Source organism: Streptomyces sp. NPDC033180 (assembly GCF_055577645.1).
In genome coordinates this window covers 462,384-486,258 of record NZ_JBVIPU010000004.1, presented here as the reverse complement: position 1 = coordinate 486,258, position 23,875 = coordinate 462,384, and the positions used below count along the sequence as shown (strand labels likewise).

General features: G+C 70.4%; 25 protein-coding genes and 1 riboswitch. Of the genes, 12 read left to right on the top strand and 13 right to left on the bottom strand.

Going from position 1 to position 23,875, the window contains the following annotated elements:
* Nucleotides 1-26 precede the first annotated feature (26 nt).
* On the top strand, nt 27-932 hold the full coding sequence (locus tag ACZ5WE_RS16225) for a DUF6114 domain-containing protein (RefSeq protein ID WP_467686360.1): 906 nt from the start codon (nt 27-29) through the stop codon (nt 930-932).
* The gene (locus ACZ5WE_RS16220; RefSeq protein WP_467686362.1) at nt 929-1,849 is read left to right on the top strand and encodes a hypothetical protein; all 921 of its coding nucleotides are present in this window, start codon (nt 929-931) and stop codon (nt 1,847-1,849) included. The genes ACZ5WE_RS16225 and ACZ5WE_RS16220 overlap by 4 nt, the downstream gene beginning before the upstream one ends.
* On the opposite strand, the gene ACZ5WE_RS16215 is transcribed toward ACZ5WE_RS16220, so the two are convergent.
* On the bottom strand, nt 1,827-1,982 hold the full coding sequence (locus ACZ5WE_RS16215; protein ID WP_160503723.1) for an SCO1431 family membrane protein: 156 nt from the start codon (nt 1,980-1,982) through the stop codon (nt 1,827-1,829). The two genes, ACZ5WE_RS16220 and ACZ5WE_RS16215, sit on opposite strands and share 23 nt — an antisense overlap.
* A 241-nt stretch (nt 1,983-2,223) precedes the next feature.
* Between ACZ5WE_RS16215 and ACZ5WE_RS16210 the strand changes: the two genes are divergently transcribed.
* The 7 genes from ACZ5WE_RS16210 to ACZ5WE_RS16180 all read left to right on the top strand — a co-directional run bounded on the left by ACZ5WE_RS16210 (nt 2,224) and on the right by ACZ5WE_RS16180 (nt 7,737).
* Nucleotides 2,224-3,714 (top strand): M1 family metallopeptidase, encoded by a 1,491-nt coding sequence (locus tag ACZ5WE_RS16210; RefSeq protein ID WP_467686364.1) that lies wholly within the window; start codon nt 2,224-2,226, stop codon nt 3,712-3,714.
* A gap of 134 nt (nt 3,715-3,848) precedes the next feature.
* Entirely contained in the window at nt 3,849-4,031 is a 183-nt protein-coding gene (locus ACZ5WE_RS16205) for a hypothetical protein (RefSeq protein WP_467686366.1), read from the top strand.
* A gap of 312 nt (nt 4,032-4,343) precedes the next feature.
* The gene (locus ACZ5WE_RS16200; protein ID WP_467686368.1) at nt 4,344-4,658 is read left to right on the top strand and encodes a hypothetical protein; all 315 of its coding nucleotides are present in this window, start codon (nt 4,344-4,346) and stop codon (nt 4,656-4,658) included.
* A complete protein-coding gene (locus tag ACZ5WE_RS16195; protein ID WP_467686370.1) occupies nt 4,655-6,010 on the top strand; it encodes a hypothetical protein in 1,356 nt (451 codons plus the stop codon). The genes ACZ5WE_RS16200 and ACZ5WE_RS16195 overlap by 4 nt, the downstream gene beginning before the upstream one ends.
* 12 nt (nt 6,011-6,022) lie before the next feature.
* Nucleotides 6,023-6,436, top strand: a complete 414-nt coding sequence (locus tag ACZ5WE_RS16190) for a hypothetical protein (RefSeq protein ID WP_467686372.1) — start codon at nt 6,023-6,025, stop codon at nt 6,434-6,436.
* Nucleotides 6,423-7,055: a hypothetical protein gene (locus ACZ5WE_RS16185; RefSeq protein WP_467686374.1), complete on the top strand. Its 633-nt coding sequence runs from the start codon at nt 6,423-6,425 to the stop codon at nt 7,053-7,055. The genes ACZ5WE_RS16190 and ACZ5WE_RS16185 overlap by 14 nt, the downstream gene beginning before the upstream one ends.
* Nucleotides 7,056-7,098: 43 nt before the next feature.
* A complete protein-coding gene (locus ACZ5WE_RS16180) occupies nt 7,099-7,737 on the top strand; it encodes a hypothetical protein (RefSeq protein ID WP_467686376.1) in 639 nt (212 codons plus the stop codon).
* 66 nt (nt 7,738-7,803) lie between these two features.
* Here ACZ5WE_RS16180 and ACZ5WE_RS16175 read toward each other — a convergent pair whose 3' ends face one another.
* On the bottom strand, nt 7,804-9,168 hold the full coding sequence (locus tag ACZ5WE_RS16175) for a peptidase C39 family protein (RefSeq protein WP_467686378.1): 1,365 nt from the start codon (nt 9,166-9,168) through the stop codon (nt 7,804-7,806).
* A 206-nt stretch (nt 9,169-9,374) separates the two neighbouring features.
* Here ACZ5WE_RS16175 and ACZ5WE_RS16170 point away from each other — a divergent pair, with 206 nt between their 5' ends.
* Both ACZ5WE_RS16170 and ACZ5WE_RS16165 read left to right on the top strand, forming a co-directional pair.
* Nucleotides 9,375-10,025 (top strand): uridine kinase family protein, encoded by a 651-nt coding sequence (locus tag ACZ5WE_RS16170; RefSeq protein ID WP_467686380.1) that lies wholly within the window; start codon nt 9,375-9,377, stop codon nt 10,023-10,025.
* A gap of 432 nt (nt 10,026-10,457) precedes the next feature.
* Nucleotides 10,458-12,329 (top strand): AAA family ATPase, encoded by a 1,872-nt coding sequence (locus tag ACZ5WE_RS16165; protein ID WP_467686382.1) that lies wholly within the window; start codon nt 10,458-10,460, stop codon nt 12,327-12,329.
* A gap of 30 nt (nt 12,330-12,359) precedes the next feature.
* Here the strand turns inward: ACZ5WE_RS16165 and ACZ5WE_RS16160 are convergent, their stop codons facing one another.
* The 11 genes from ACZ5WE_RS16160 to ACZ5WE_RS16110 all read right to left on the bottom strand — a co-directional run bounded on the left by ACZ5WE_RS16160 (nt 12,360) and on the right by ACZ5WE_RS16110 (nt 22,520).
* Complete coding sequence (locus tag ACZ5WE_RS16160; protein WP_467686384.1) at nt 12,360-13,436, bottom strand: hemolysin family protein; 1,077 nt, start codon at nt 13,434-13,436, stop codon at nt 12,360-12,362.
* Nucleotides 13,433-14,785 carry a hemolysin family protein gene (locus tag ACZ5WE_RS16155; protein ID WP_467686386.1) on the bottom strand — a complete coding sequence of 451 codons (1,353 nt, stop codon included), beginning with the start codon at nt 14,783-14,785 and terminating at the stop codon, nt 13,433-13,435. The genes ACZ5WE_RS16160 and ACZ5WE_RS16155 overlap by 4 nt, the downstream gene beginning before the upstream one ends.
* Nucleotides 14,786-14,983: 198 nt before the next feature.
* Nucleotides 14,984-15,430, bottom strand: coding sequence for a PH domain-containing protein (locus ACZ5WE_RS16150; RefSeq protein ID WP_467686388.1), 447 nt, complete (start codon nt 15,428-15,430; stop codon nt 14,984-14,986).
* A 23-nt stretch (nt 15,431-15,453) separates the two neighbouring features.
* Complete coding sequence (gene hisG / locus ACZ5WE_RS16145; protein ID WP_467686390.1) at nt 15,454-16,302, bottom strand: ATP phosphoribosyltransferase; 849 nt, start codon at nt 16,300-16,302, stop codon at nt 15,454-15,456.
* 52 nt (nt 16,303-16,354) lie between these two features.
* Entirely contained in the window at nt 16,355-16,627 is a 273-nt protein-coding gene (locus ACZ5WE_RS16140; RefSeq protein WP_467686392.1) for a phosphoribosyl-ATP diphosphatase, read from the bottom strand.
* A gap of 35 nt (nt 16,628-16,662) precedes the next feature.
* The gene (gene ribH, locus ACZ5WE_RS16135) at nt 16,663-17,148 is read right to left on the bottom strand and encodes a 6,7-dimethyl-8-ribityllumazine synthase (protein ID WP_367039852.1); all 486 of its coding nucleotides are present in this window, start codon (nt 17,146-17,148) and stop codon (nt 16,663-16,665) included.
* A 50-nt stretch (nt 17,149-17,198) separates the two neighbouring features.
* On the bottom strand, nt 17,199-18,500 hold the full coding sequence (locus tag ACZ5WE_RS16130; protein ID WP_467686394.1) for a bifunctional 3,4-dihydroxy-2-butanone-4-phosphate synthase/GTP cyclohydrolase II: 1,302 nt from the start codon (nt 18,498-18,500) through the stop codon (nt 17,199-17,201).
* On the bottom strand, nt 18,497-19,093 hold the full coding sequence (locus ACZ5WE_RS16125) for a nicotinamide mononucleotide transporter family protein (protein WP_467687090.1): 597 nt from the start codon (nt 19,091-19,093) through the stop codon (nt 18,497-18,499). The genes ACZ5WE_RS16130 and ACZ5WE_RS16125 overlap by 4 nt, the downstream gene beginning before the upstream one ends.
* Nucleotides 19,094-19,149: 56 nt before the next feature.
* The gene (locus ACZ5WE_RS16120; RefSeq protein WP_467686396.1) at nt 19,150-19,803 is read right to left on the bottom strand and encodes a riboflavin synthase; all 654 of its coding nucleotides are present in this window, start codon (nt 19,801-19,803) and stop codon (nt 19,150-19,152) included.
* Nucleotide 19,804: 1 nt separating this feature from the next.
* The gene (gene ribD, locus ACZ5WE_RS16115) at nt 19,805-20,875 is read right to left on the bottom strand and encodes a bifunctional diaminohydroxyphosphoribosylaminopyrimidine deaminase/5-amino-6-(5-phosphoribosylamino)uracil reductase RibD (RefSeq protein ID WP_467687092.1); all 1,071 of its coding nucleotides are present in this window, start codon (nt 20,873-20,875) and stop codon (nt 19,805-19,807) included.
* Between the two features lie 218 nt (nt 20,876-21,093).
* A riboswitch (FMN riboswitch) is annotated at nt 21,094-21,224 on the bottom strand.
* Nucleotides 21,225-21,362: 138 nt separating this feature from the next.
* A complete protein-coding gene (locus ACZ5WE_RS16110; RefSeq protein ID WP_467686398.1) occupies nt 21,363-22,520 on the bottom strand; it encodes an ROK family transcriptional regulator in 1,158 nt (385 codons plus the stop codon).
* Between the two features lie 98 nt (nt 22,521-22,618).
* Between ACZ5WE_RS16110 and ACZ5WE_RS16105 the strand changes: the two genes are divergently transcribed.
* Nucleotides 22,619-23,824, top strand: coding sequence for an MFS transporter (locus ACZ5WE_RS16105; protein ID WP_467686400.1), 1,206 nt, complete (start codon nt 22,619-22,621; stop codon nt 23,822-23,824).
* Nucleotides 23,825-23,875: the final 51 nt, after the last annotated feature.

The window sequence follows — 23,875 nt, the reverse complement described above, 5'->3', positions numbered from 1 at the left end:
GTCTGCCGCTGCCTGAAGCGCGCCGGGTGCTGCGCAGATGGCGGCGCACGCGGCCCTTCTGGGGCGGCCTGCTCCTTGTCCTGGGCGGCGCAGAACTGCTCCTCGTGCCGCTGTCGCCGCTGACCGTCCTGGTCAGCCTGGGGCTCGGCGGACTCGCGGCGATCGGCATCGGGCTCGCCCTGATCGCGGCCGGGATCTTCCTGTGGCTACTGCCGCACGCCCATCACTATGTGAGTGTCAACGCCCTGATCCTGTCGGTGCTTTCGTTCGCGGCCACGAATCTCGGCGGGTTCCTGGTGGGGATGGCGCTCGGCATCGTCGGCAGCGCGATGGGCTTCGGCTGGACGCCGGTTCCTGAGGAGGGCGAGGAGTCTCCCGAGCCACCGAAGGTGCGGGACGGGCAGGGCACGCGGACACTCGGCGTGCTGCTACCGGTGATCATTGCCGGGGCGACGCTGTGGGGCGGAACCCCGGCGAAGGCGGCTCCCGACGACGCGATCATGGCGCCGACCGGCCAGGGAATCGTGGCGGCGCGGACTCCGCCGACGGTCACCACCACGCTCTTCTCGCCGCAGGGGTTCCTCCTGGCCGGCGTGCGCGAGATCCCCACGGCCGACGGGCCGTTGAAGGTCATGGTGCTGAAGATGAAGGCCGCCTCACTCACCGACTACCGCCTCACGACGCGCGACGGGAGCGAGGAACTCGCCCTGGGCGCCGACACCTTGGACCTCAGCGGCTCGGTCACGCTCTATCTGACCAAGTTCAAGGGCTGCCTTGAGGGGCTGCTCTGTCTGACCTTCACGCCCGACAAGCTGCCGGTGCCGCCCGTCGTGCCGCCGTTCGTCTTCATGACCGACGTACAGGCCGAACAGGCGCTGGTCACTTCGGACTTGATCGTCGCGGGCGGGCTCGCCCTGAAGGCTTCGGCATGATCCAGATTCAGGCCGCCCTCTTCTGGGCGTACGCGATCGGCGCGACGTTCGCGCTCTCGGCGGGCCGGCAGCTCCAGGTGTGGGAGCGGATCAACGCGGGCGAGGGGCCGCGCACGCGCAGCCGGGCGGCCAATCCGTACCTCGCGCTCACCGCGCTGTTCGCGGCGGTCCTGATGGTGCCGACGGGTCTTTTCCTGCTGTGGCAGAACCCCGCGTGGGCGACCATGCACGTCGCTGACGGGCACGAGGGCGTGTGGGCGGGGTTCGTGCTCTTCTACGCGGGCGGGATACCCGTCGCCGCGATCGTCGGTTTCCTGGTGGCGCAGGGGCTCGTCCTGGTGGGGGCGGGCTACTGGGCCTATCTCCAGTGCGTGGGCGGGTACTTCCTGCTCTTCGGGACGCTGGTCCACGGCTGGGACGGCAGGGGGTACGAGCGGTTCTTCTCGCCCGGCGCGGGGGACTTCGCCGACTGGCGGCAGGACAGCGTGGTCAACCACGTACTGGACTTCCTGACGTCCGGGACGTTCCTCGCGCTGCTGGTCTTCGGCGCGGCCGTGATCGGCACGATGCTGCTGACGGAGATCGGCTGGCTGATGGAGGGCTGGTCGCTGCCCGGCGCGGACGAGGACCGGAAAGTGCACCGGTTCCTGGCGATCGCCATCGCCGCGGCCGGGGTCTACGGCCTGCCGTTCGGCGGCGCGCTCGTCGCGAGCGTCCTCGTCCGCCTCCTGGGCGGGTGGCTCGGCCTGCCGCTGTTCGCGGTCGTCGCGGGGCTGACGCTGCTGTCGCGGCGCTCGCCCGTGCGGCTGCTCTACGGCCTGGTAGGGGTGCCGAACCGGCACTGGCGCGCGGATCTCGCCGGCCGGGGCGACCCGGATCGCGACGAGACCGGGGTCACATCAGACCGGTCTGCGTGACGAGCATCGCGAGGACGACGACGAGCGTCCAGCCGAGGACGTGCTCGAGCACCTTCGGGCCGTCTTCCTTGGGGCCACCGGTGCGTGTGGTGGCCCGGGGCTGTGCGGTGGCAGTGGCTGTGGCAGCGGTCATGGCATCACTCGATACGTATGCGTCGCGCCTCTCGACGCGACGTCCGGCAGCGGACTCCCCCCACTGACCCCACCACCTTGCCATCGGATTCCGCCGCCGCGGGCGAGAGCTTGGTCACTCGCCGCCCGGATCCCGTGCAACTCGGGCCGAGTGCCGTGCGTCTCACTACGAGTGGTGGGGCACACCCCCAGGCGCACCCCCGCCGACTCGTCCGCGCAACCTTCTGATCGAAAGGTTTCCGATGAGCACGCACCGGACGCACCGGACGCCCCGCCGCAGAGCGCGGCTCGCCCTCGCGGCCGCCGTCACCGTGACGGCGGCCCTCACGGGGACGGCGTCGCAGGCCGCTCCTTCCGCACCCGGGACACCCACGCCCGGGGCGCCCGGCCTGGGCGACCCGATGTTCCCGCTGGACGGGAACGGCGGATACCGCGTCGACCGCTACACCCTCGACTTCGACTGGCAGGCCCCGAAGACGCCGTTCGAGGCGACGGCGACGATCAGGGCCACCGCCACCCAGTCGCTCTCCCGCTTCAACCTGGACTTCGGGGGCAACACCCTGCACGGCGTGAAGGTCGACGGCTCGACCGCGCGCACGTCCCGCGCCGGGGACGAGCTGACGGTGACACCCAAGTCCCCCATCGCCAAGGGCCGTTCGTTCACCGCCAAGGTCACCTACACCGCCGACCCGACGCAGACGCGGCACCGCGACGACGCCATCGAGGACTACGGCTGGATCCCCACGGCCGACGGCACGGTGGTCTATCCGCAGCCGAACGGGGCCCGGTTGATCTTCCCGGCAAACGACCACCCGAGTCAGCGGGCGCCGATCACCTTCCGCATCACCACGCCGAAGGACCTGACGGCGGTCGCGAACGGCAGGCTGGTCGACCGCGCGGAGCGCCCCGGTGACCGGGTGCGCTGGACGTACGACTCCGAACAGCCGCTGTCCACGCAGCTGGTGCAGCTGGCGGTCGGCAGGTTCACGCTGGTCGACGGCGAGGGGCCGGGCGGCCTGCCGCTGCGGGACGTGGTCCCGGACGCGCTGGTCGAACCGACGGCCGAATACCGGGCGCTCACCCCCGACCACCTCACCTGGCTCCAGGAGAAGCTCGGCCCCTACCCCTTCAACCGCTACGGCCTGCTGGTCGGCGACACGGACCTGGCCGTCGCCCTGGAGACCCAGACGCTCTCGCTCATCCCGAAGGCCGACCTCCTCGGCACCAAGGTCGACGCCGAGCGGAACATGGTGCACGAGCTGACCCACCAGTGGTTCGGCGACAGCGTGGCCCTGCAGAGCTGGTCCGATCTCTGGGTGAGCGAGGGGCACGCCCGCTTCTACGAGCGGATGTACTCCGAGGAGCACGGCGGCGACAGCTTCGAGGCCGCCATGAAGACGGCGTACGCCGCGCACGACCAGTGGCGCCACGACTTCGGCGCCCCCGCGGAACCGACGGAGCCGAACCTCTTCAAGCGCATGCGGTACGACGGCTCGGCCCTGGTCCTGTACGCCCTGCGGGAGCAGGTCGGCAACGCGAAGTTCGAGAAGATCGAGCGCGCGTGGTTGAGCGAGTTCCGCGGAAAGACCGCGAGCACCCAGCAGTTCATCGACCTGGCATCGAAGGTCGCGGGCGAGAACCTGGACGGCTTCCTGCGTCCATGGCTGTACGGCGCGAAGACCCCGCCCATGCCGGGTCACCCGGACTGGGTCGTGGACCCGGTCCAGGGCTGAGGCCCGTGCGGGGTCCGTCGTCCGGCGGCCGTCTGGCGGCGGCGTTCGTGTGAAGTGGCCTGCCGGACGCCTGTGCGACGGGATCGGCGGGTGATCCGGGGGTACGTTGGGCCCCCGTCGAGCTGGGAGGTCTCATGTCGGACGACGCGGACAGCACACAGGAGCGGAAACGTCCGCCGCTGCTGGGCACGGAGATGCGGGAGGCGACGTTGCCGGATGGTACTCAGGCGGTGCTCGTCGTCCAGGCCGGCACGTCCCAGGGCGAGGTGGACGAGATGGCGGCCCGGATGCGACGGGGCACGCCGGAAACGAAGTAGCCCGGCAGCGAACCTATGGGCACGCCGACGGCCCCTTCCGCACGAGCGGAAGGGGCCGTCGCTGTGCTGTCAGCGGATCCCCCACGTCGGACAGGGCAGATGATCGGATCAGCCTTGTCGGTTACCATCCCGGAAGTCTCGCCGGCGGCTGGGACGGATGGGGCGGGTGGTTCGCCTTCGCCCCTCCGGCGACGGCGTGTCTCGTTGATTGCCCGAAATGCCCTGGATCCACCGCCCAGAAGTTCCAGGTCATGAACTGAACATGCTCTGCGGCCTGCCGCGTACAGCAGTCAGGCCACGGGAGGGAGAGCCGTGTCCGGTAGCAACCTCACGGTCGACTATGAGTTCTTGAGCGGTTGCGAACGCCAACTCGGCAATTTGCGCACAACGTTCAAGGACATCGAGAACCGTCGTGACGACATGGAAAAGCACTGGGGCGCCGGGAACATCGCGGACGCCATGGGCGATTTCGTCGACAACTGGGACGACTACCGCACCAGGCTCATCGAAGGCCTGGAATCGACGGGCAAGCTTGTCGCAGAGACCAAGAAGTCATTCGAGGCCCTGGACGAGGAGCTCGCCAAGCAGACCAAGGGCAAAGGCAAAGGCGAGGGGAAGGGCCAGTGACCACTGCGGCATCCAAGCGCCGCCCCGTCGACTGGGACCCGCTGTGCGAGACCGACCCCGTTCCCGGCGACCCGGAGGAGATCCGGGCGGAAGTCCGGCACATGGTCTCGGTCGCCGAGAAGCTGCGTACGCAGGCGAAGAATCTCAAGGCCATCTCGGACGAGGACAGGCTCAAGGGAAAGTACGTCCAACGCCTGCGCGAGGACTCCGGCACGCTGGAGAAGCACATGCGGGAGGTGGCCTCCCGCTACGAGCGGGTCCACGGACACCTCACCAAGTGGGCGAACAAACTGGAGGACCACCAGGACGACGCCGACCGGATTCTGCGCGAGGCCAAGGAGAAGCACGCGGAGGTCGAGCGGGAGAAGGCCAAGGACGCCGAGAAGACGGACGGGGACAAGAAGCCGAACCCGTCGGTGAGCGGAACTGATCACGACCCGCTGCAGACGTACCGAAGCCGCCTCGGCACCGTCACTGGGGACCGCGACAGCGACGCCGGCCACTACGCCGGCAAGATCAACGACGAGATCGACGACGTCATCGAGGACTCGTGGTGGGACAACGTCAAGGGCTGGGTCCATGACAACGCGGACCTGATCAAGGCTTTCATCGATGTTCTCGGTTGGATCGCGACGGCACTGGGCTTCTTGGCGCTGCTCATCCCCGGCCTGAATCTAGTCATCTTGGGCATCGCGGCGCTCACGATCGGACTCAGACTCCTCCTGGTGGCATCCGGCGACGCCACCTGGACCGATGTCATCTTCGACGTCGTGGGTGGGCTGCTCGTGGTGGGTGGCCTCGGGGCCGCCGCGAAGCTCGCCAGCGGAGCCAAGGCCACCGTGGGCGCTGCTCAGGCTGCCCGGACCGCAGGCCTGAGCAGAGGGCTCAGCGGCATGAAGAGCATCATGGACGACATGGGGCGGTTGATGACCAAAATGCCGGAAGGGGCAGGGCGCCAGGTAGTCGGTGCGGCCCGTAACGGCATTCGCAAGTCCATCTCCCAGAACGTCGGCCTGGTGGCCAAAGGGCCGCTGAGGGTCAGCCCGCTCTCGACGCTGCTGCACCTCGGCGACAAGGAGATGGCCGGCATGGCGAAGATGTTGCAGGCGAACAAGGCCACCTTCCCGGCCGCCGCGGGGGCGGCCGCGGACAAGGCGTACAAGTCCTACCAGGTGGGCCTTGGCCTTGCCTGGACCGGCATGGGAATGGACGTCGCGGACAAGGCACTGGGCAAGAGCGACCTGACAAGCGTGACGGACGAGAAGTTCGGAACCGGCGAGAAGCCTTACAACGCGGGTTACTCGGACTGGAAGGACAACACTCTGAAGCCCGCCCCCGACACCCACTGGTAGCGAGGAACGACCATGGACCTGCACTCGGCGCAACGCATTGCCGAGGCCGAAGCCGCCCGTACCGGACTCGGCACCGGCCCCAACCGGCGGCTCCGGCTGACCCTGATCATCGGAATGCCCCTGTTCCTGCCGGTCTTGGGGATCATGATCCTGGTGCCGAAGTCTTTGATGAACGCCGTTCTCTACATCTATGAGGCCGGAATCATCGGCTGCCTTCTGCACTACGTCTGGGTCTTCGTGAAGTACCCCCGCCACGCGGGCCGTCCGCCCTACCTGACCCGGGATCTCGCCATGGGCGGTGGCTTCTTCCTGCCCTCGATGTTCTTCGGTTTCTGGGCGGGCATGATCGCTGCCCCGGCATGGGCGCTCTTCGTCGGCGTCGCCTACGCCCTGGAAGGGAGGCGGGAGTCCCGTGGCCACCGCTGAGCACCGCCGAGCCCCGACCGGCTTCAACCTGGTGCCGCCGCCCGGCTGGGACGTGATTCCCCTGCACACGGGTACCGAGGAAGCGATGGACCGCATCGTCCGCAAGGCGATCTCGCAGCTGCCCGTCGGCTTCCCCAAGGACGACATCCCGAAGGCCCGGCTGAAGCTCACCCAGGAGATGAAGAAGGTCGTACGCAGGGCAAGCGCCAAGGGAGGCATGACTCTCTACCTCCCCACCGAACGGCTCCACGGTGTCGCGCTGCCCGTCTCGATCGTCGCCTCCGAACCAATCGAGATTCCGAGGGTCAGGCCCGACAGCGGCCCGGAAGCGGTCCTGCTGGCGCTCGCCTCCGAAACTCCCGGAGCCGAGCTGCGGGAGCTGGACGAGACCGCGGCGCTGCGCTCGGAGCGAGACGTCCCCGCCGATCCCGCCCAGGACATCGACGTCGCACACCGCCAGGTCGAGTACTTCGTGCCGGTCCCGGACAGTGCCCCCGACAAGTACCTCACGTTCTCCTTCAGCGCCCTGATCGCGCCCGACTCGGACCCTGCCTTCCACGACATCCTCGTGGAGCTGTTCGACGCCATCATGGGCACCTTCCGCTGGAGCCATGCCTGACGGCTGCCGCCCTGCCCGCGCCCCACGACGAAAGAGACTGCTCATGTCCGAAGGCACCTTGTGGAGCGCCGACCTCGGCGAGCTCCACATCGACACGGATGCCAACAAGGGGCTCTGGGGTTATCTCTGGCTCCAGATCGACAAGAAGACGTTCAAGGTCTGGCTGGATGAGTCGCTGACCGACCTGGCCTCCAAACACGGCATCGAACTGACCCGCAAACTCCGCCGCTTCCACAAGACCTTCTACGAGCAGACCGTGGTGACCCTCCGGGACAAGCTCCAAGCCGACGAGGCGTTCATCTACCACCCCGTGCCGCTGACTTCCATGCCGCTGGTGATGCACGCCACCCGCATCCACTGCGAAGCCCCCGACGCGGCATCCTGCGAAGGGCTCACCGCGCCCACCGTGCCGCATCCGGACATCCCCGAGTGGCAGCAGCGGTCCGGCAGCGTTGCCTTCGCCTCGCCGTATCTTGGCGAGGACGGGGTCCGGGCCACCCGGTCCTACCCCGCGGACAGCACCATCATGATGACCTCGGTGACGTACCACTGGCACACGCCGCCCGGCCTCCCCGACGTCTGTCTGCGCGGGCACCACGACGATCCGGAAGTGATCGCCGCGGTCATGGAGCCCCTGGACGACTTCGCGCGGACGCTGCGGCTCCCTGGAGTGGCTCAGTAACCGGCAACCAGTGCAGCGCAGTGCAGGCCCCCTCTCCGCCAGTGGAGAGGGGGCCTGCGTGCTGCCTCAGCCAATCCCCACCTCGGCCAGCGCCGCCTTCTGCTTCGCGGAGAGCTTCGCCGGGAAGTACAGGTAGCAGACTCCTCCCGTGCCGGAGACCACCTTGCCCGTGGAGTTGTAGCGCTTCGTGCGGAGCCAGATGTTCTCCCACTCGCGGCGCTTGTAGACCCGCCGCACCGCCGCGTTGCTCGGCGATGCCGGGTCGTTGGCGATCACGTCGCCCTTCGGCGTGAAGCCGATCACCGTCATGAGGTGGCCCGCCGTGCCGTAACCGGCGCCTGTCAGCTCCTCCTTGAGGAACGACTGGGACGTTATGACCGGGATACCCGCCGCGATCAGCGACTCCAGCTCGGTGAGTGAGGTGAGGCGGGTGACGACGCCCTGGAAGTCCTTGTACGTCGACGCGTACGCCGCGTTGAAGGGCCAGTTGCCGCAGCCCGCGTACTGGTAGTCGAAGGTGTGGCGAGCCGCGTGGCACACCTGGGGATCGGCGTAGGACGGGTCGACCCAGGCGAGGTCGTCGGCGGTGGGCTTGCGGCCCCAGAACTCGATGATCATCTGCGAGGAGGTGGGGCTGCACCAGGCCTCGCCGCCGTTGTCGTACTCCGGGTACTGGCCGACGTGGGTCTCCTGCGAGTAGCGCGGGACCGTCAGCTCCTTGCTGAGCCCCGGCTCGGACGCCGGGACGGTGAAGCGGTCCGGGACGGCGGACGCCATCGCGCCGAGCCGCCAGACGGTGGGGGTCTCGGTGGCGCCCGGCTTGCGGTACAGGGTCAGGCGCAGCCGGTACGAGGCGAGGCGGAGATCCGTCGTCGTGTCGTCGATGGAGAAGGTGTCCGTCCAGATGCTCGACTTGCCGTCGCTCTGGTCGTCGACCGACGTACGGCGGATGTCCTTCTCCTTGTCGTCGCCCGAGGTCCAGCGGCCAAGGACGTACCAAGGAGTCTTCTTCTTGTCCGAGTACGTGCCCTGCATCTCGACCTGGAGCCACGTCCCGGTGGGTGTGCGGGCGTTCCAGGAGGCGATGACCTCCGTCGCGGCGACGGCGGGCCGGTGCACGGGCGAGGTCCACCGGGCGTACTCCCAGGTGGCCGTCTTGCCGGTGTGCGGGTCGGCGTAGTCGGTGCGGCCCGCGGCCTCGGCGATCTCCACGGCGGGGCGGGCTCCGGAGAGCGCACGCGTGCCCTCTGCGGTGCCGGCGCTCCAGTCCGCGTACGAGGCCCAGAAGCGGTTGCTCACCGGTCGTTTCGCGCGCGGGGCACCGGTGAGGCCGCCCGACGCGAGGGCCGGGTGCGCGGTGGCGGCCAGTGCTGCCACGGCCGCGGCCGCGGTGAGGACGGTTCTGCGGGACATGTCATCAGCTCGGTCCATGGCGGGGACCCCCAGTCGACGTGGGCTCCGGACGGGTCCGGAAGGGGCAGGTCAGATGCACGGCGGTAGGCCAACTATGGCTGCTGTACGCCGACTTCTGCCAGCGCTTCGACCACCACCGTGTCCGTCAATATTGGCCTTGACCACTGACGTGAGCTGCGACGGCGCGCGGAGTGAGGGATTCCGCACCCGTACGCTTGCCAGTGATGACCGCACACGCCACTCCCACTCCCCTGTCCCGCGTCGCAGCGGAGCTGCTGCGCCTGCCGCCCTCCTGCGGCCCCGTCCGCCTCGTCGCCGTCGACGGGCACGCGGGCTCCGGCAAGTCGACCTTCGCCGACCGCCTCGCCGACGCGCTGGGCGGCGCCCCCGTCCTGCGCCTCGACGACATCGCGAGCCACGATGCCCTGTTCGGCTGGACGGAACGGCTGCGGCGGCAGGTCGTGCTGCCGCTCTCACGCGGCGAGAGCGCGCACTACGAGACGTACGACTGGCACGCGCGCCGCTTCGGGCCCAAGACGCGCACTCTGCCGCCCGCGCCCGTGGTCCTCGTCGAAGGGGTCGGCGCCGGCCGCCGCGCGCTGCGGCCGTTCCTGGCGCGGTTGCTGTGGATGGAGCTGCCCCGTGATGAGGCCTGGGACAGGGGGCGCCGCAGGGACGGTGCGGTGCAGAGCGACTTCTGGGACGGGTGGGAGCCCGCGGAGCGCCGGCACTTCACGGAAGACCCTTCGCGCCCCTTCGCTCAGTCTTTGGTGCGACAGTGGCGCGAGGGATATGAGGTGCTGCGGGGGCCGAATGAGACGCATGCGCAGAGCCAATCCGTCACACAGAGTGAGGGACCAGAGGCAGTACGCTGAACCCGTGGAAAGCGACTTCCGGAAGTCGTCACGAGTTTCCATGAGTGCCTCAACTCGGCTTGACCGAGGGCCCTTACAGGACTTACGTTCTGAATGTGCGGCCCTTCGGGGTCGCCCGCAGACGCGAAGCCCCCGGTTGTTCCCCCGTGATCGGGGGCTTCGTTCTGCCCTCCGACCTCGCATTCCGGACGCTGCGAGCCGCCTTTCGCTCACCCTCGGTGACGAAGAGGTCCCCTTCGCCTGCCTGATCCCGCGCTGCGGCACCCTACGGCCGAGTGCTCCCCCGCAGGTACGATGCCTTTCGGTGCGACTTACGGACGGCTGCTCTGCGCGCCGGTTCAACGTCCGTCCGCAGCAAGGCGGTTCAGCGAAGTTGCCGACGGGCACCGGCCCGGCGGTACACAAACGGGGGCACGGTTTGTGGGGGACGTGATGGACTTCGACGCGGTGGGCTCACCCGCCCCGGCCGACCTCGCCTGGCTGAGGGGCGTCGACGCCTACACGATGGGCGCCTATCCGCAGGCGGAGGAGGAGTTCCGGGCCGCGGTGCGGATGGATCCGGGCATGGCCGACGGCTGGCTCGGACTGCACGCGCTGCGCATCGACACGACGACGGCACTGCTTCGGATGTTCCAGCACCGGGACCGGTTCGGGGAACAGCGCACCCGGCACGGGCGCACGCTCAACTCCTGGTACTGGCTGGGCTGGTGGGTGCAGCCCGTCCTGGAGAGTACGCGCGACCTGCTGCTCGCGCACGCGTCGCACTGGCTCGACGGGCGTCATGTCCCCGAGCTCGACCGGGCGTTGGCCGGTCTGCCACCGGTCGACGCGGACCCGCAGGTGCGGTTCCTGCACGCCTGCCGGTCCTATCTGGTCAAGGACTGGGAGCAGTTGGTCCGGCACACGGACTCGCTGATCGACGACGCGATGCTGGGCATCGAGGCCGGGCTCTTCGGAGGCATGGCGCGCGTACGCCTGGAGATGTACGGCCAGGCGGATCCACTGCTCTCCGCGGCCCTGATGCGGTGCCGCAGCGAGCAGCCGCAGCGCAAGGAGCTTCGCTACTGGCTGGCGCGCGCGCACGAGGGAACGGGCCGCTCGGCGGCGGCCCTGCCGCTCTACCGGGCGGTGCACCGGGTGGATCCCTCCTTCATGGACACCTCCGCGCGACTCGCGGCGATCTCCGAGGGCGACGGGTACGACGAGGTAACCGACCTGGCGTCGATCGCCCTGACCGGCTTCGGACAGGACGTGATGGACGGCCCCGACGGGATCGATCCGCTCTTCGGCACGGAAGGCCGCGACCTGAAGGTCACCGAGCCCGAACTGCCGCCCACCGGCGGCCCGTCCGAGACCGACTCGGTGCGCGAGAAGGCCGTGATCCCCATCCAGCCGGGGCTGCCCCAGCTACCGCCGGGACCCACCGACCCCGCCCTTCTGGAGGCCGCGCTCGCCGAACTGGAGGGGATGGTCGGCCTCGAACCGGTCAAACGGCAGGTCAAGGCGCTCTCGGCGCAGCTGAACATGGCCCGCCTGCGGACCGCGCAAGGACTGCCCGTGCAGCCGCCGAAACGACACTTCGTCTTCTCCGGCCCCTCGGGCACCGGCAAGACCACCGTGGCCCGCATTCTGGGGCGCGCGTTCTACGCGCTCGGCCTGCTCGGCGGCGACCATCTGGTGGAGGCGCAGCGCGCGGACCTGGTCGGCGAGTATCTGGGCCAGACCGCCGTGAAGGCCAACGAACTGATCGACTCGGCGATCGGCGGCGTCCTCTTCGTGGACGAGGCGTACTCCCTCTCCAACTCGGGCTACGGCAAGGGCGACGCGTACGGCGACGAGGCTCTCCAGGTGCTGCTCAAGCGCGCCGAGGACAACCGCGACCACCTGGTCGTGATCCTCGCGGGCTACCCCGAGGGCATGGACCGCCTCCTGGCCGCCAACCCCGGGCTCTCGTCCCGCTTCACGACCCGCGTCGACTTCCCCTCGTACCGCCCCCTGGAGCTCACCGCCATCGGCGAGGTCCTGGCCGCCGACAACGGCGACGTCTGGGACGAGGAGGCGCTCGACGAGCTGCGGTCCATCAGTGGGCACGTCGTCGACCAGGCGTGGATCGACGAACTGGGCAACGGCCGCTTCCTGCGCACGCTCTACGAGAAGAGCTGCGCCTACCGCGACCTGCGGCTGACCGGCTATCCCGGCGACCCGGGCCGTGACGACCTGTCGACGCTGCGGCTCCCGGACCTGATGCAGGCGTACGGCGAGGTGCTCTCGGGGCGGGGGCCGCAGAGCCCGCCGGGGATCTGACTCCCCGGGAGGTCTGCGACCCCCGCCCGGTCACACAAGGGCGCCGTCCCGGACCTCCTGGGGCTTGCGCGGCACCGCGACCCGGTGCGCAGGGTCGCGGACCTCGCCGACCAGGAGCTCGAGTACGTCCTCCAGGGCGACCAGACCGAGCACCTTGCCCGACGCGTCGGCGACCTGCGCCAGATGCGTCGCGGCGCGGCGCATCACCGTCAGGGCGTCGTCCAGGGGGAGTTCGGCGCGCAGCGTCGTCATCGGGCGCCAGACCTGCTGCGGCACCGCGCGGTCCGTCTCGGCGCCGTCGGTGAGGTCGAGTACGTCCTTGACGTGGAGGTAGCCCATGAAGGCGCCGTTCTCCGCGCAGACCGGGAAGCGGGAGTAACCGGTGCGCCCGGTGAGTTCGATGACCTGTGCCGGAGTGACCCCCGCGCCCACGGTCACCAGGGAGGCCCGGTCGAGCAGGACGTCCGTGACCGGGCGCGAGCCCAGCTCCAGGGCGTCCTCCAGGCGCTCCTGCTCCTCGGGGTCGAGCAGTCCCGCCTGGCCCGAGTCACCGACGAGCCGGTTGAGCTGTTCGCTGGTGAAGACGGCCTCGACCTCGTCCTTGGGCTCGACCCCGAAGAGCTTCAGGACGAGCCGCGCACACGCCCCGAGCGCCACCGTGACCGGACGACACAGACGGGCGAAGGCGACCAGGCCGGGGCTGAACCAGAGAGCGGTCTTCCCGGGCGCGGCCATCGCGAGGTTCTTCGGGACCATCTCGCCGACGACGAGGTGCAGGAAGACCACCACGGCGAGCGCGATGGCGTATCCGAGCGGATGGATGGCCCCTTCGGGGATGTGCGCCGCCTCGAAGACCGGCTCCAGGAGATGCGCGACGGTGGGCTCGGCGACCGCGCCGAGCGTCAACGAGCACACGGTGATGCCGAACTGGGCGGCGGCCATCATCTGCGGCAGGTGCTCGAGGCCGTAGAGGACCTGGCGGGCCCGCTTGCCGCCCAGCGGTTCGATCTGGCTGCGGCGCACGGAGACGAGCGCGAACTCGGCGCCGACGAAGAAGCCGTTCGCGAGGACGAGGAGCAGGGCGAACAGGAGTTGGAGCATGCTCATCGGGCGGCCTCCGCCACGCTCATGGCTTTCGCGGCCTCCGAGGCCTCCGGGGTCCGCACGAGCCGTACCCGCGCGGCGCGGTAGTGGTCCACCTGGCGCACCGCGAGCCGCCAGCCCGGGAGCTCGGCCCGGTCACCGGGGGCGGGGATACGGCCGAGCAGATCGGCGACGAGCCCCGCCACGGTCTCGTACGGCCCCTCGGGGACGTCGAGTCCTATGCGCCGGAGCGTGTCGACGCGGCAGCTGCCGTCGGCGTCCCACGCGGGGCGGCCGTCCTCGGCCGGTGCCGGGGCGATCTCGGGAAGGTCGAGCAGGTCGTGCTCGTCGCGGACCTCGCCGACGAGCTCCTCGACGATGTCCTCCAGGGTGACCACGCCGGCCGTGCCGCCGTATTCGTCGACGACGACGGCTATCGGCTGCTCGCTGCGCAACTGCTCGAGGAGCTGCCGCACGGGCAGCGTCTCCGGAACCAGGAGCGGCGCCTGCGCGATACGGGCGACGGGTGCCCGCAGGCGCTCGTGGGCGGGGACCGCGAGGGCGTCCTTGAGGTGCACCATGCCGACGATCTCGTCGATGCGCTCACGGTAGACGGGGAAGCGCGAGAGCCCGGTGGCGCGGGTCAGGTTCACCACGTCCTCGGCGGTGGCCGACGTCTGCAGCGCGCTGACCTTCACGCGCGGGGTCATGACGTGCTGCGCGGTCAGCTCGCCGAGGGAGAGCGTGCGCACGAACAGGTCCGCGGTGTCCTGTTCGAGGGTGCCGGCCTGCGCCGAGTGCCGGGCGAGGGAGACCAGTTCCCCGGGGGTGCGGGCCGAGGCGAGCTCCTCGGCGGGCTCGACGCCGAACAGCCGCACGAGCCGGTTGGCCGTGGCGTTCAGGAGGGAGATCACGGGCCTCAGGAGGCGCGAGAACACATGCTGGGGGCCCGCGACGAATCGTGCGACCTGAAGCGGCCTGGACACCGCCCAGTTCTTCGGGACCAGCTCGCCGATCACCATCTGCACGGCGGACGCCAGGAGCATGCCGACGACTACGGAGAGGCCCGGTACGGCGCCTTCCGGAAGACCGGTCGCCGTGAAGGGGCCCGCGAGCAGATGCGCGAGGGCCGGTTCGGCGAGCATGCCGACCACCAGTGAGGTGATGGTGATGCCGAGCTGGGTGCCGGAGAGCTGGAAGGACAGCTCCTTGAGAGCGTCGACGACCGTACGGGCCCGTCGGTCGCCTTCGGCCGCGGCCTTCTCCGCGTCCGGGCGCTCCACGGTGACGAGCCCGAACTCGGCGGCCACGAAGAAGCCGTTGGCGAGAATCAGCAGGAATGCCGCCCCGAGAAGCAGCAGGGAAGTCGTCATGCCGCCGCCTCCCTGGTCTGACCTGTCCCGGTGTGCCGGGAGGGGGCGGCGCATGTACTACAGGACGAACCGTCCATCGCCGGAGGGAGTCACTCCTCGGGTAGCAGGAGCCCCTGTGGACCGGGCGGGCCCGACAGGGGCGGGGCGGCACACCATGCGTGCCCCGCCCCCAGATTAATCAAGACCCGGCCGCAAACGTCAGCCCTGCGCGGTGCGGGCGTCGGCGAGGGCACGCAGCGCGCGTGCGTCGCTGATCGCCCGCTGCTTGGCGATGCCGGGCTGGATGCCCATCACGGGGAGGCTGGTGCCGTCGCTGAGGTCGAGGAACACCCACGGGTCGCCGGGGCGCAGGTTGACCTGGACGATCTCGGCCCAGGCCAGGCGCCTGCTGGTGGCGATGTTCACGACGGTCACGCCGGACTCGTCGGCGACGACCTTGGGCCTGCTCAGGAGCATGAGCACACCGAAGAGCAGCGCGCCGGTGAAGACGAAGCTGAGCCGCTCCCCCGAGCTGAGACCCGGGATGAGCAGGGCGATCACCGTGAGGACCACGAAGATCGCGGCGCCCGCGGTGAGCAGGACGGCCCGGGTCCGGCTGGGCCGGAAGGTGACGGGCAGCTCGGGGGTGTCGGTCTGGTCGGTCATGGCCGGGGTCTCCTGCCGGGTCATCAGAGGCGGCAGGCGTGAATGGCGGTGGTCAGGATGGCCCGCGCCCCGATGGCGTACAGGTCGTCCATGATCCGCTGGGCCTCCTTGGCCGGGACCATGGAGCGGACGGCGACCCAGCCCTCGTTGTGCAGGGGCGAGATCGTCGGCGACTCGAGGCCCGGGGTGAGGGCGACGGCCTGCTCCAGGTGCTCGGCCCGGCAGTCGTAGTCCATCATCACGTACGCGCGGGCGACCAGGACGCCCTGCAGGCGGCGCAGGAACTGCTGGACCTTGGGGTCGTCGGTGCCGGCGCCGGTGCGCCGGATGACGACCGCCTCGGACTTCATGATCGGCTCGCCGAACACCTCGAGGCCCGCGTTGCGCAGCGAGGTGCCGGTCTCCACGACGTCCGCGATGACCTGGGCGACGCCCAGTTCGATGGCCGTCTCGACGGCGCCGTCCAGGTGGACGACGGAGGCGTCGATGCCGCTGTCCGTGAGGTGCTTGGCGACGATGCCCTCGTACGAGGTCGCGACGGTCATGCCCGCGAGGTCCGCGATGGTGCTCGCCGTGCCCGGCTTCGCCGCGAAGCGGAAGGTGGATCGTGCGAAGCCGAGCGGCAGGATCGTCTCGGCGTTCGCGCCGGAGTCGATCAGGAGGTCCTGGCCGGTGATGCCGATGTCGAGCTTGCCGGCCGAGACATAGATCGCGATGTCCTTGGGGCGGAGGTAGAAGAACTCGACCTCGTTGTCCGGGTCGACGAGGACGAGCTCCTTCGACTCCTTGCGCTGCTGGTATCCGGCCTCATGGAGCATCGCCGACGCAGGTCCGGACAGTGAACCCTTGTTGGGGACGGCGATGCGCAGCATGAGGACGGATTCCTTTGCGTTGAGGGGAGTTGGAGACGGTGGGGCGTACGGCTCAGAGGTGGGCGTACACGTCGTCGAGGGTGATGCCGCGGGCGACCATCATCACCTGTACGTGGTACAGGAGCTGGGAGATCTCCTCGGCCGCGGCTTCCTTGCCCTCGTGCTCGGCCGCCATCCAGACTTCGGCGGCCTCCTCGACGACCTTCTTGCCGATGGCATGGACGCCCTTGTCCACCAGCTCGGCGGTGCGCGATGTGGCGGGATCGCCGTTGGCGGCCTTGTGCTGGAGCTCGGCGAAGAGCTCCTCGAAAGTCTTCTTGGACATGATGTCGCTTACTTTACGCGGCTCCCCGACCCCGCTCACCGCCAGGGTTCGGAGATCGTACGCAGCGTGGTCGCGGTGGCGACGGCCGCGGTGACCGCTTCGTGCCCCTTGTCCTCGCGGGAGCCCTCGATGCCCGCCCTGTCCAGGGCCTGCTCCTCGGTGTCGCAGGTGAGGACGCCGAAGCCGACGGGCACACCGGTGTCGATGCTGACCTGGGTCAGGCCCTGGGTGACGCCCTGGCACACGTACTCGAAGTGCGGGGTTCCGCCGCGGATGACGACGCCGAGGGCCACGATCGCGTCGTAGCCGCGTCCGGCGAGGACCTTGGCGACGACCGGCAGCTCGAAGCTGCCGGGCACGCGCAGGACGGTCGGCTCGCTGATGCCGAGCTCGTGCAGGGCGCGCAGCGCGCCGTCGACGAGGCCGTCCATGACCTTCTCGTGCCACTGGGCGGCGATCACCGCGACCCGCAGGTCTCCGCAGTTCTTCACACTCAGTTCGGGTGCACCCTTGCCGCTCACGCGCTTCTCCTGGTTGTCGTGTGCCGGTACTTCTCGTAGGCCGGTTCTGCTTACTGGTTGCCGCAGGCGGACACCTCGGGGGTGGTGTCGAGCCACGGCAGGTCGTGCCCCATCCGGTCCCGCTTGGTGCGCAGGTAGCGGAGGTTGTGCTCGCCCGCCTGGACCGCCATGGGCTCGCGTCCGGTGACCTTCAGGCCGTGCCGGATCACCGCGTCGGTCTTGTCGGGGTTGTTCGTCATCAGGCGCACGCTGCGGATGCCGAGGTCGTCCAGGATCCGCGCGCCCGCGCCGTAGTCCCTGGCGTCGGCGGGCAGGCCGAGTTCCAGGTTGGCGTCCAGGGTGTCGCTGCCGCGCTCCTGGAGTTCGTAGGCACGCAGCTTGGAGAGCAGGCCGATGCCCCGCCCCTCGTGGCCGCGGAGGTAGACCACGACGCCGCGCCCCTCGTCCGTGATGCGCCGCATGGATGCCTCCAGCTGGGGGCCGCAGTCGCAGCGAAGCGAGTGGAAGACGTCGCCGGTCAGGCACTCGGAGTGGATGCGGACGAGGACGTCGTCACCCTCGCCGACCTCGCCGTGGACCAGGGCGACGTGCTCGACGCCGTCGACCGTGGAGCGGTAGCCGTACGCTGTGAAGTCGCCGAAGGCGGTGGGCAGGCGGACCTCGGCCTCGCGGCGGACCGTCGGCTCGGAGCTGCCGCGGTAGGCGATCAGGTCCTCGATGGAGATGATCGTCAGGCCGTGCTTGCGGGCGAAGGGGATCAGCTCCGGCAGGCGGAGCATCGTGCCGTCCTCGCCCGCGATCTCGACGATCGCGCCGGCGGGGCGCAGGCCCGCGAGGCGCGCGAGGTCGACGGCGGCCTCGGTGTGGCCGTTGCGCGCAAGTACGCCGCCGGACTTGGCGCGCAGCGGGAAGATGTGTCCCGGCCGCACGAAGTCGGAGGGCTCGTACGTGCCCGCGGCGAGCATCTGGAGCGTGGTGGCGCGGTCGGCGGCCGAGATGCCGGTGGTGACGCCGTGCGCGCCGCTCGCGTCGACGGAGACGGTGAAGGCCGTCCGCATCGACTCGGTGTTGTTCTCGACCATCTGCGGGAGCTGGAGGCGGTCGAGCTCGTCGCCCTCCATGGGCGCGCAGATCAGGCCGCGGCACTCGCTCATCATGAAGGCGATGATCTCGGGCGTGGCCTTCTCGGCCGCGATGACGAGGTCGCCCTCGTTCTCGCGGTCCTCGTCGTCGACGACCACGACGGGCCGCCCGGCGGCGATGTCGCGGATGGCCGCCTCGACGGGGTCGAGGGCGAGGTCCGATGCGTCTTCTTCGTGACCCGTGCTGTACCAAACCGGTGCCGCGCTCATGCCGGGGCTCCTTCCATGTCGGGCTGCGAGGCCTGCGAGGACACAGTGCGCGACCGCAGCCACCAGTCGCGCATGCCCCACAGGACGAGCGCGAGGTAGATGACGTACACGAGGCCGGAGAAGGCCAGGCCACTGCTGAACGCGAGGGGTACGCCGACCACGTCGACGAGGAGCCAGGCGAACCAGAACTCGACCAGGCCGCGGGCCTGGGCGACCATCGCGGCGAGCGTGCCGACGAAGATGTAGGCGTCGGGCCAGGGGTTCCAGGACAGGTCGGGCACGGCGGAGAACAGGGCGCCGACCGCGAGGGTGCCGACGGCCGTGCCGCCGATGAGCACCCCGCGCTCCTTCCAGGTGGCGAACCGGACGGCGATGGAGCCGTCCTGCGCCTGCTGCCTGCCGTTGGTCCACAGCCGCCAGCCCCACAGAGCCACGGCGATGACGAGCAACTGCTTGCCGACACCGCCGGAGAGGTGGGCGGACGCGTAGGCGCCGACGAGGATGACGCCCGACAGGAACTGGGCGGGCCAGGTCCATATGGAGCGCCGCCAGCCGAGCGCGAGGGCGATCAGGCCGATGGTGTTGCCCACCATGTCGGACCAGATCACGTGCTGCCCGAAGGCCGTGAAGGCTTCGGCGTTGAGCCAGTTCACTTCGAGGCCTCCTGAGCGGGAGCAGCGGTCTGTGCGGCGGCGGTCGGTACGGCGGCGGTGACGCGGTCGCCGAGCATCCGCTCGACGTACTTCGCGATGACGTCGACCTCGAGGTTGACCGGGTCGCCGGGCTGCTTGATGCCGAGCGTGGTCAGGGCGAGGGTGGTGGGGATGAGGCTGATGGTGAAGTAGTCGGGCCCGGCGTCGACCACCGTCAGGCTGACGCCGTCGACGGTGATGGAGCCCTTCTCCACGACGTAGCGGGAGAGGTCCGCGGGGAGGGAGATCCTGACGATCTCCCAGTTCTCGGACGGCTTGCGGTCGACGATCTCGCCGGTCCCGTCCACGTGCCCCTGGACGATGTGGCCGCCGAGGCGGTCCCCGACCGCGGTGGGCCGTTCCAGGTTGACCCGCGATCCGGCCGCGAGTGCGCCGAGGCTCGAGCGGTTCAGGGTCTCGGCCATCACGTCGGCGGTGAACTCCTCACCCTCGTGCTCCACGACCGTCAGACAGACGCCGTTGACCGCGATGGAGTCACCGTGCTTCGCGCCGTCGGTGACGACGGGGCCACGGACGCGGAAGCGGGACGCGTCGTCCAGGTTCTCGACGGCGGTGATCTCGCCCAGCTCTTCGACGATTCCGGTGAACACTTCAGTGCTCCTTCGCTACGAGGGTCGCGGTGACGCGCAGATCGGGGCCGATGCGGACGGTCTCGCTCACGTCGAGCCGCAACGCTTCGGTGATGGTCGTGATTCCGCCGCCGGTGAGGGCTGCGGGTCCCGCGCCGAGCAGGACGGGGGCGAGGTAGGCGACGACGCGGTCGACGGCGCCCGCGGCGACGAAGGCTCCGGCGAGGGTCGGCCCGCCTTCGAGGAGGACGGAACGCACCCCGCGCGCGTGCAGTTCGTCGAGGAGGGCCGGGATGTCCAACCCGCCCTCCGCGCGCGGCAGTCGCACCGTTTCGGCTTCGCCGTCGGTGGTCACGCTCTCGGCGGTCACGTTGTCGGCGACGGCGATGAGAGTGGGGGCGGCGGCGTCCAGGACGCGGGCGCCGGGTGCCACCGCGGTGCCGTTCGTGTCGACGACGACGCGCAGCGGCTGGACGGCGCCTTCGATGCCCCGCACGGCGAGGTGCGGGTCGTCGGCGCGCTGGGTGCCGGAGCCGACGACCACCGCGTCGCACTCGGCGCGCAGCCGGTGGACGTCGGCACGGGCGTCGGCGGAGGTGATCCAGCGGCTGGTGCCGTCGGCGGCGGCGATACGGCCGTCGAGCGTCGCGGCGTACTTCCAGGTGACGTGGGGACGGCCGAGTCGTACGGAGGTCAGCCAGGCGGCGTTGCCCGCGGCTGCCTCGTCCTCCACCAGGCCCGCCCGCACGTCGACTCCGGCGGCGCGCAGTCGCTGCGCGCCCCCGGTCGCGGCGGGGTTCGGGTCGCCGACCGCGTAGACGACGCGGGCGATGCCGGCGTCGATGAGCGCCTGGGCGCAGGGGCCGGTGCGTCCGGTGTGGTTGCAGGGTTCGAGGGTGACCAGGGCGGTGGCGCCGCGGGCGTGTTCGCCGGCCGCGCGCAGGGCGTGGACCTCGGCGTGCGGGCCGCCTGCCCGCTGGTGGTAGCCCTCGCCGACGATCTCTCCGGAGGCGTTGACGATCACGCATCCGACAACCGGGTTGGGGCTGGTGGAGCCGAGCCCGAGGGCGGCGAGCGTGATGGCACGGCGCATGGCGGCGAGCTCGTGCTCGTTCGCTGCTGCCGCGGGTGCGGTGGCCACCGAGTCCTCCTGCCTCATGGGGCACGGACTCCGGGGCCTGTCGATGACGACAGAATGTACGGACTGCGGCATCGGGAGCGACGCCGGAAACGAGACCTCTCCCCGGGAAACCCGAAAAGACGGGTATCCCAAAAACAAGCCACTCGGCGACGTGCACGAATGCCCGCCCGCCGCGCACTGCCTCCCATCCGGACTTTCACCGTCGGTCCAGGAATTTCACCTGGTCAACCGGCCACTGGAGGTGGCCGGGTCGCGGACTGTAACCGCCGGTTCGGAATTACACCGACCCCGGAGTGCGCTGCTTTTGGTACGAGGCCAGTGTGCCACGCCTGATCGACGCCCATACGGGCGAACCCCTGTGGCCTGGCTCACAGCAGCCAGTGACGGACCTCTGACCGGCGGTGACAAGGCTCCTGCGGCGCTGTCCGGCAGGGGTGGCTCATCCCCCGGGACCGAACACCTCGTCCTGCGCCGCGTCCCTGGCGGCGAGGAGCGCGCCCCGCAGCACGGCCGCGCCGCCGAGCGTGCTCGCGCGCACCTCGGTGCGCAGCGGAGACATGGCGGCGAGGCGGGCCGCCACCCGGGCGGCGAGCGCCTCGCCGCCCGCGCGGCCGATCTCGCCACCGAGGACGACGCAGCCCGGGTCGAGGATCGCGGCCATGGCGGCGGCGCCGACGGCGATCCGGTCGGCGGCGGCGTCGAGGAAGGCGTCATGGCCGGCCCCGACGGCGTGCCGGACGAGATCCGCGGCCTCGCCCACGGCCGCGAGGCCGTGCTCCGCGCCGAGTTCGCGCAGCGCGGCGGCGCAGGCCAGCGAGTGGAAGCCACCCTCGCAGCCGGTGGCCGACGGCAGCATGTGCGTGCCGGGGACCGGTAGGAAGCCGATCTCCCCGGTGCCGCCTGACGCCCCGCGGCGCAGGCTTCCGTCGAGCACGACGGCGGCGCCGACGCCTTCGCCGAGCCACAGGAGGACGAAGGTGTCGCGGTCGTGGGCGGCGCCATCGCGCTGCTCGGCGCGGGCGGCGAGGTTGGTCTCGTTCTCCACGAGCACGCGGGCCGGGAGCCGCTCCTGGAGTGCTCCGGCGAGGCGGCGGTGCCATGCGGGGAGCGAGGTGGTGTCGCGCAGTTCGCCGGTGGCGGGGTCGATGAGGCCGGGGGCACCGATCGCCACGGTGTGCAGCCGCTGGACGCCGCCGTCCCGGGCGGTGCGCTCCACGAGGGAGACGGCCCGCTCGACGGCGGGCCCGGTGCCGGTGTCGCCGCCGATGGGCGCGGAGGCCTCGGCGAGCACGGCCCCGAGCAGATCCGTGACGACCACGGAGACGCCCCCGGTACGCACGTCGAGCGCGGCGAGATGCGCACGGTCGGCGACGATCCCGTACAGCCGGGCATTGGGTCCGCGGCGCTGGGCACCCGCCTCCCCCACGACGGCGATCAGGCCGGAGCCCTGGAGGCGCTCGACCAGGTCGGCCACCGAGGGCCGCGAGAGGCCGGTCAGCTGCTTCAACTGGTTGGCCGTCAGCGGTCCTTCGCGCTGCAGGAGCCCCAGAGCGAGCCGGTCGTTGATGGCCCGGGCGGTGCTCGGTGATGCGGGCATGCCGGGGATCCTTCCATAGAGCTGCTATTTATCAGGCAGGGTTCCTGATAGTTTACGTCGCCGTAGCGGGGCGGCACCTTGGGAGGGGCGGAGCATAGATGAGTGAAGTGACCCACGACGTACGTCAGTTGAAGCGGGCGCGGTACGCCGTGGCCGCTGTCTTCTGTGTGCACGGCGCCGTCACCGGCTCCTTCGCGACCCGCGTCCCCTGGATCCAGGAGCACACCGACCTCAGCGCGGGGCTCCTCGGCCTCGCCCTCGCCTTCCCCGCGATCGGCGCCTCCGTGGCCATGCCGCTCGCCGGCTGGGTCAGCCACCGCTTCGGCGCCCGGACGGCGCTGCGCGGCCTCCTCGCCCTGTGGACGATGTCCCTGGTCCTGCCCTCGCTCGCGCCGAACCTCCTGACGCTCTGCTTCGCCCTGTTCGTGTACGGCGCGACGGCGGGCATGTCGGACGTGGCGATGAACGCCCTCGGCGTCGAGATCGAGACCCGCATGAGGAAGTCGATCATGTCGGGCCTGCACGGCATGTGGAGCGTCGGCGCCCTGATCGGCTCCGCGGCGGGCACGGTCGCCGCGCACCTGGGCTCGGACGCCCGCCTGCACCACGCGCTCGCCGCCGTGGCCCTCACCGTGATCGGTCTCTTCGCCTGCCAGGGCGTGCTCGATCTCCAGGCGGAGCCCGAGGATGTGGCGCCGCCGCGCTTCTCGCTGCCGCCGAAGTCCGCGCTGTTGATCGGCGCGGTCGGCTTCTGCGCGGTCTTCGCGGAGGGCGCGAGCCTGGACTGGTCGGCGGTCTATCTGCGGGACGTACTGGACTCGTCGGCCGGTGTCGCCGCCGCGTCGACCACCGGCTTCACGCTCACCATGGCGATCGCGCGGCTCGCGGGCGACGCGGTGGTGGACCGCTTCGGAGCGGTCCGCACGGTGCGCGTGGGCGGCGTGGTCGCGGCGCTCGGTGGACTGCTGGTCGTGGTGGCGCCGCATCCGGCGATCGCCATGGGCGGGTTCGCGCTGCTCGGGCTCGGCATCGCGGTCGTGGTGCCGCTGGCGTTCGCCGCGGCCGGACGCAGCGGCCCGAACCCGAGCCAGGCCATCGCGGGCGTCGCCACCATCACCTACACATCGGGACTGATCGCACCGTCCGCGATCGGCACGCTCGCCGACGTGACGAGCCTGGTGGTCTCCTTCGGCCTGGTGACGGTGCTCGCCTGCGGGCTCGCGGTGTTCGCGGGGGTCCTGCGCACGGACAGCCGCGAGGCCACGCCGGTCGCTCCCGCGGATGCCGCGGCCCCGAAGACCTGAACCCGCCGGATTAACATTGCGCTGACTCATTCAGGTCTTGACAAAGTCGGG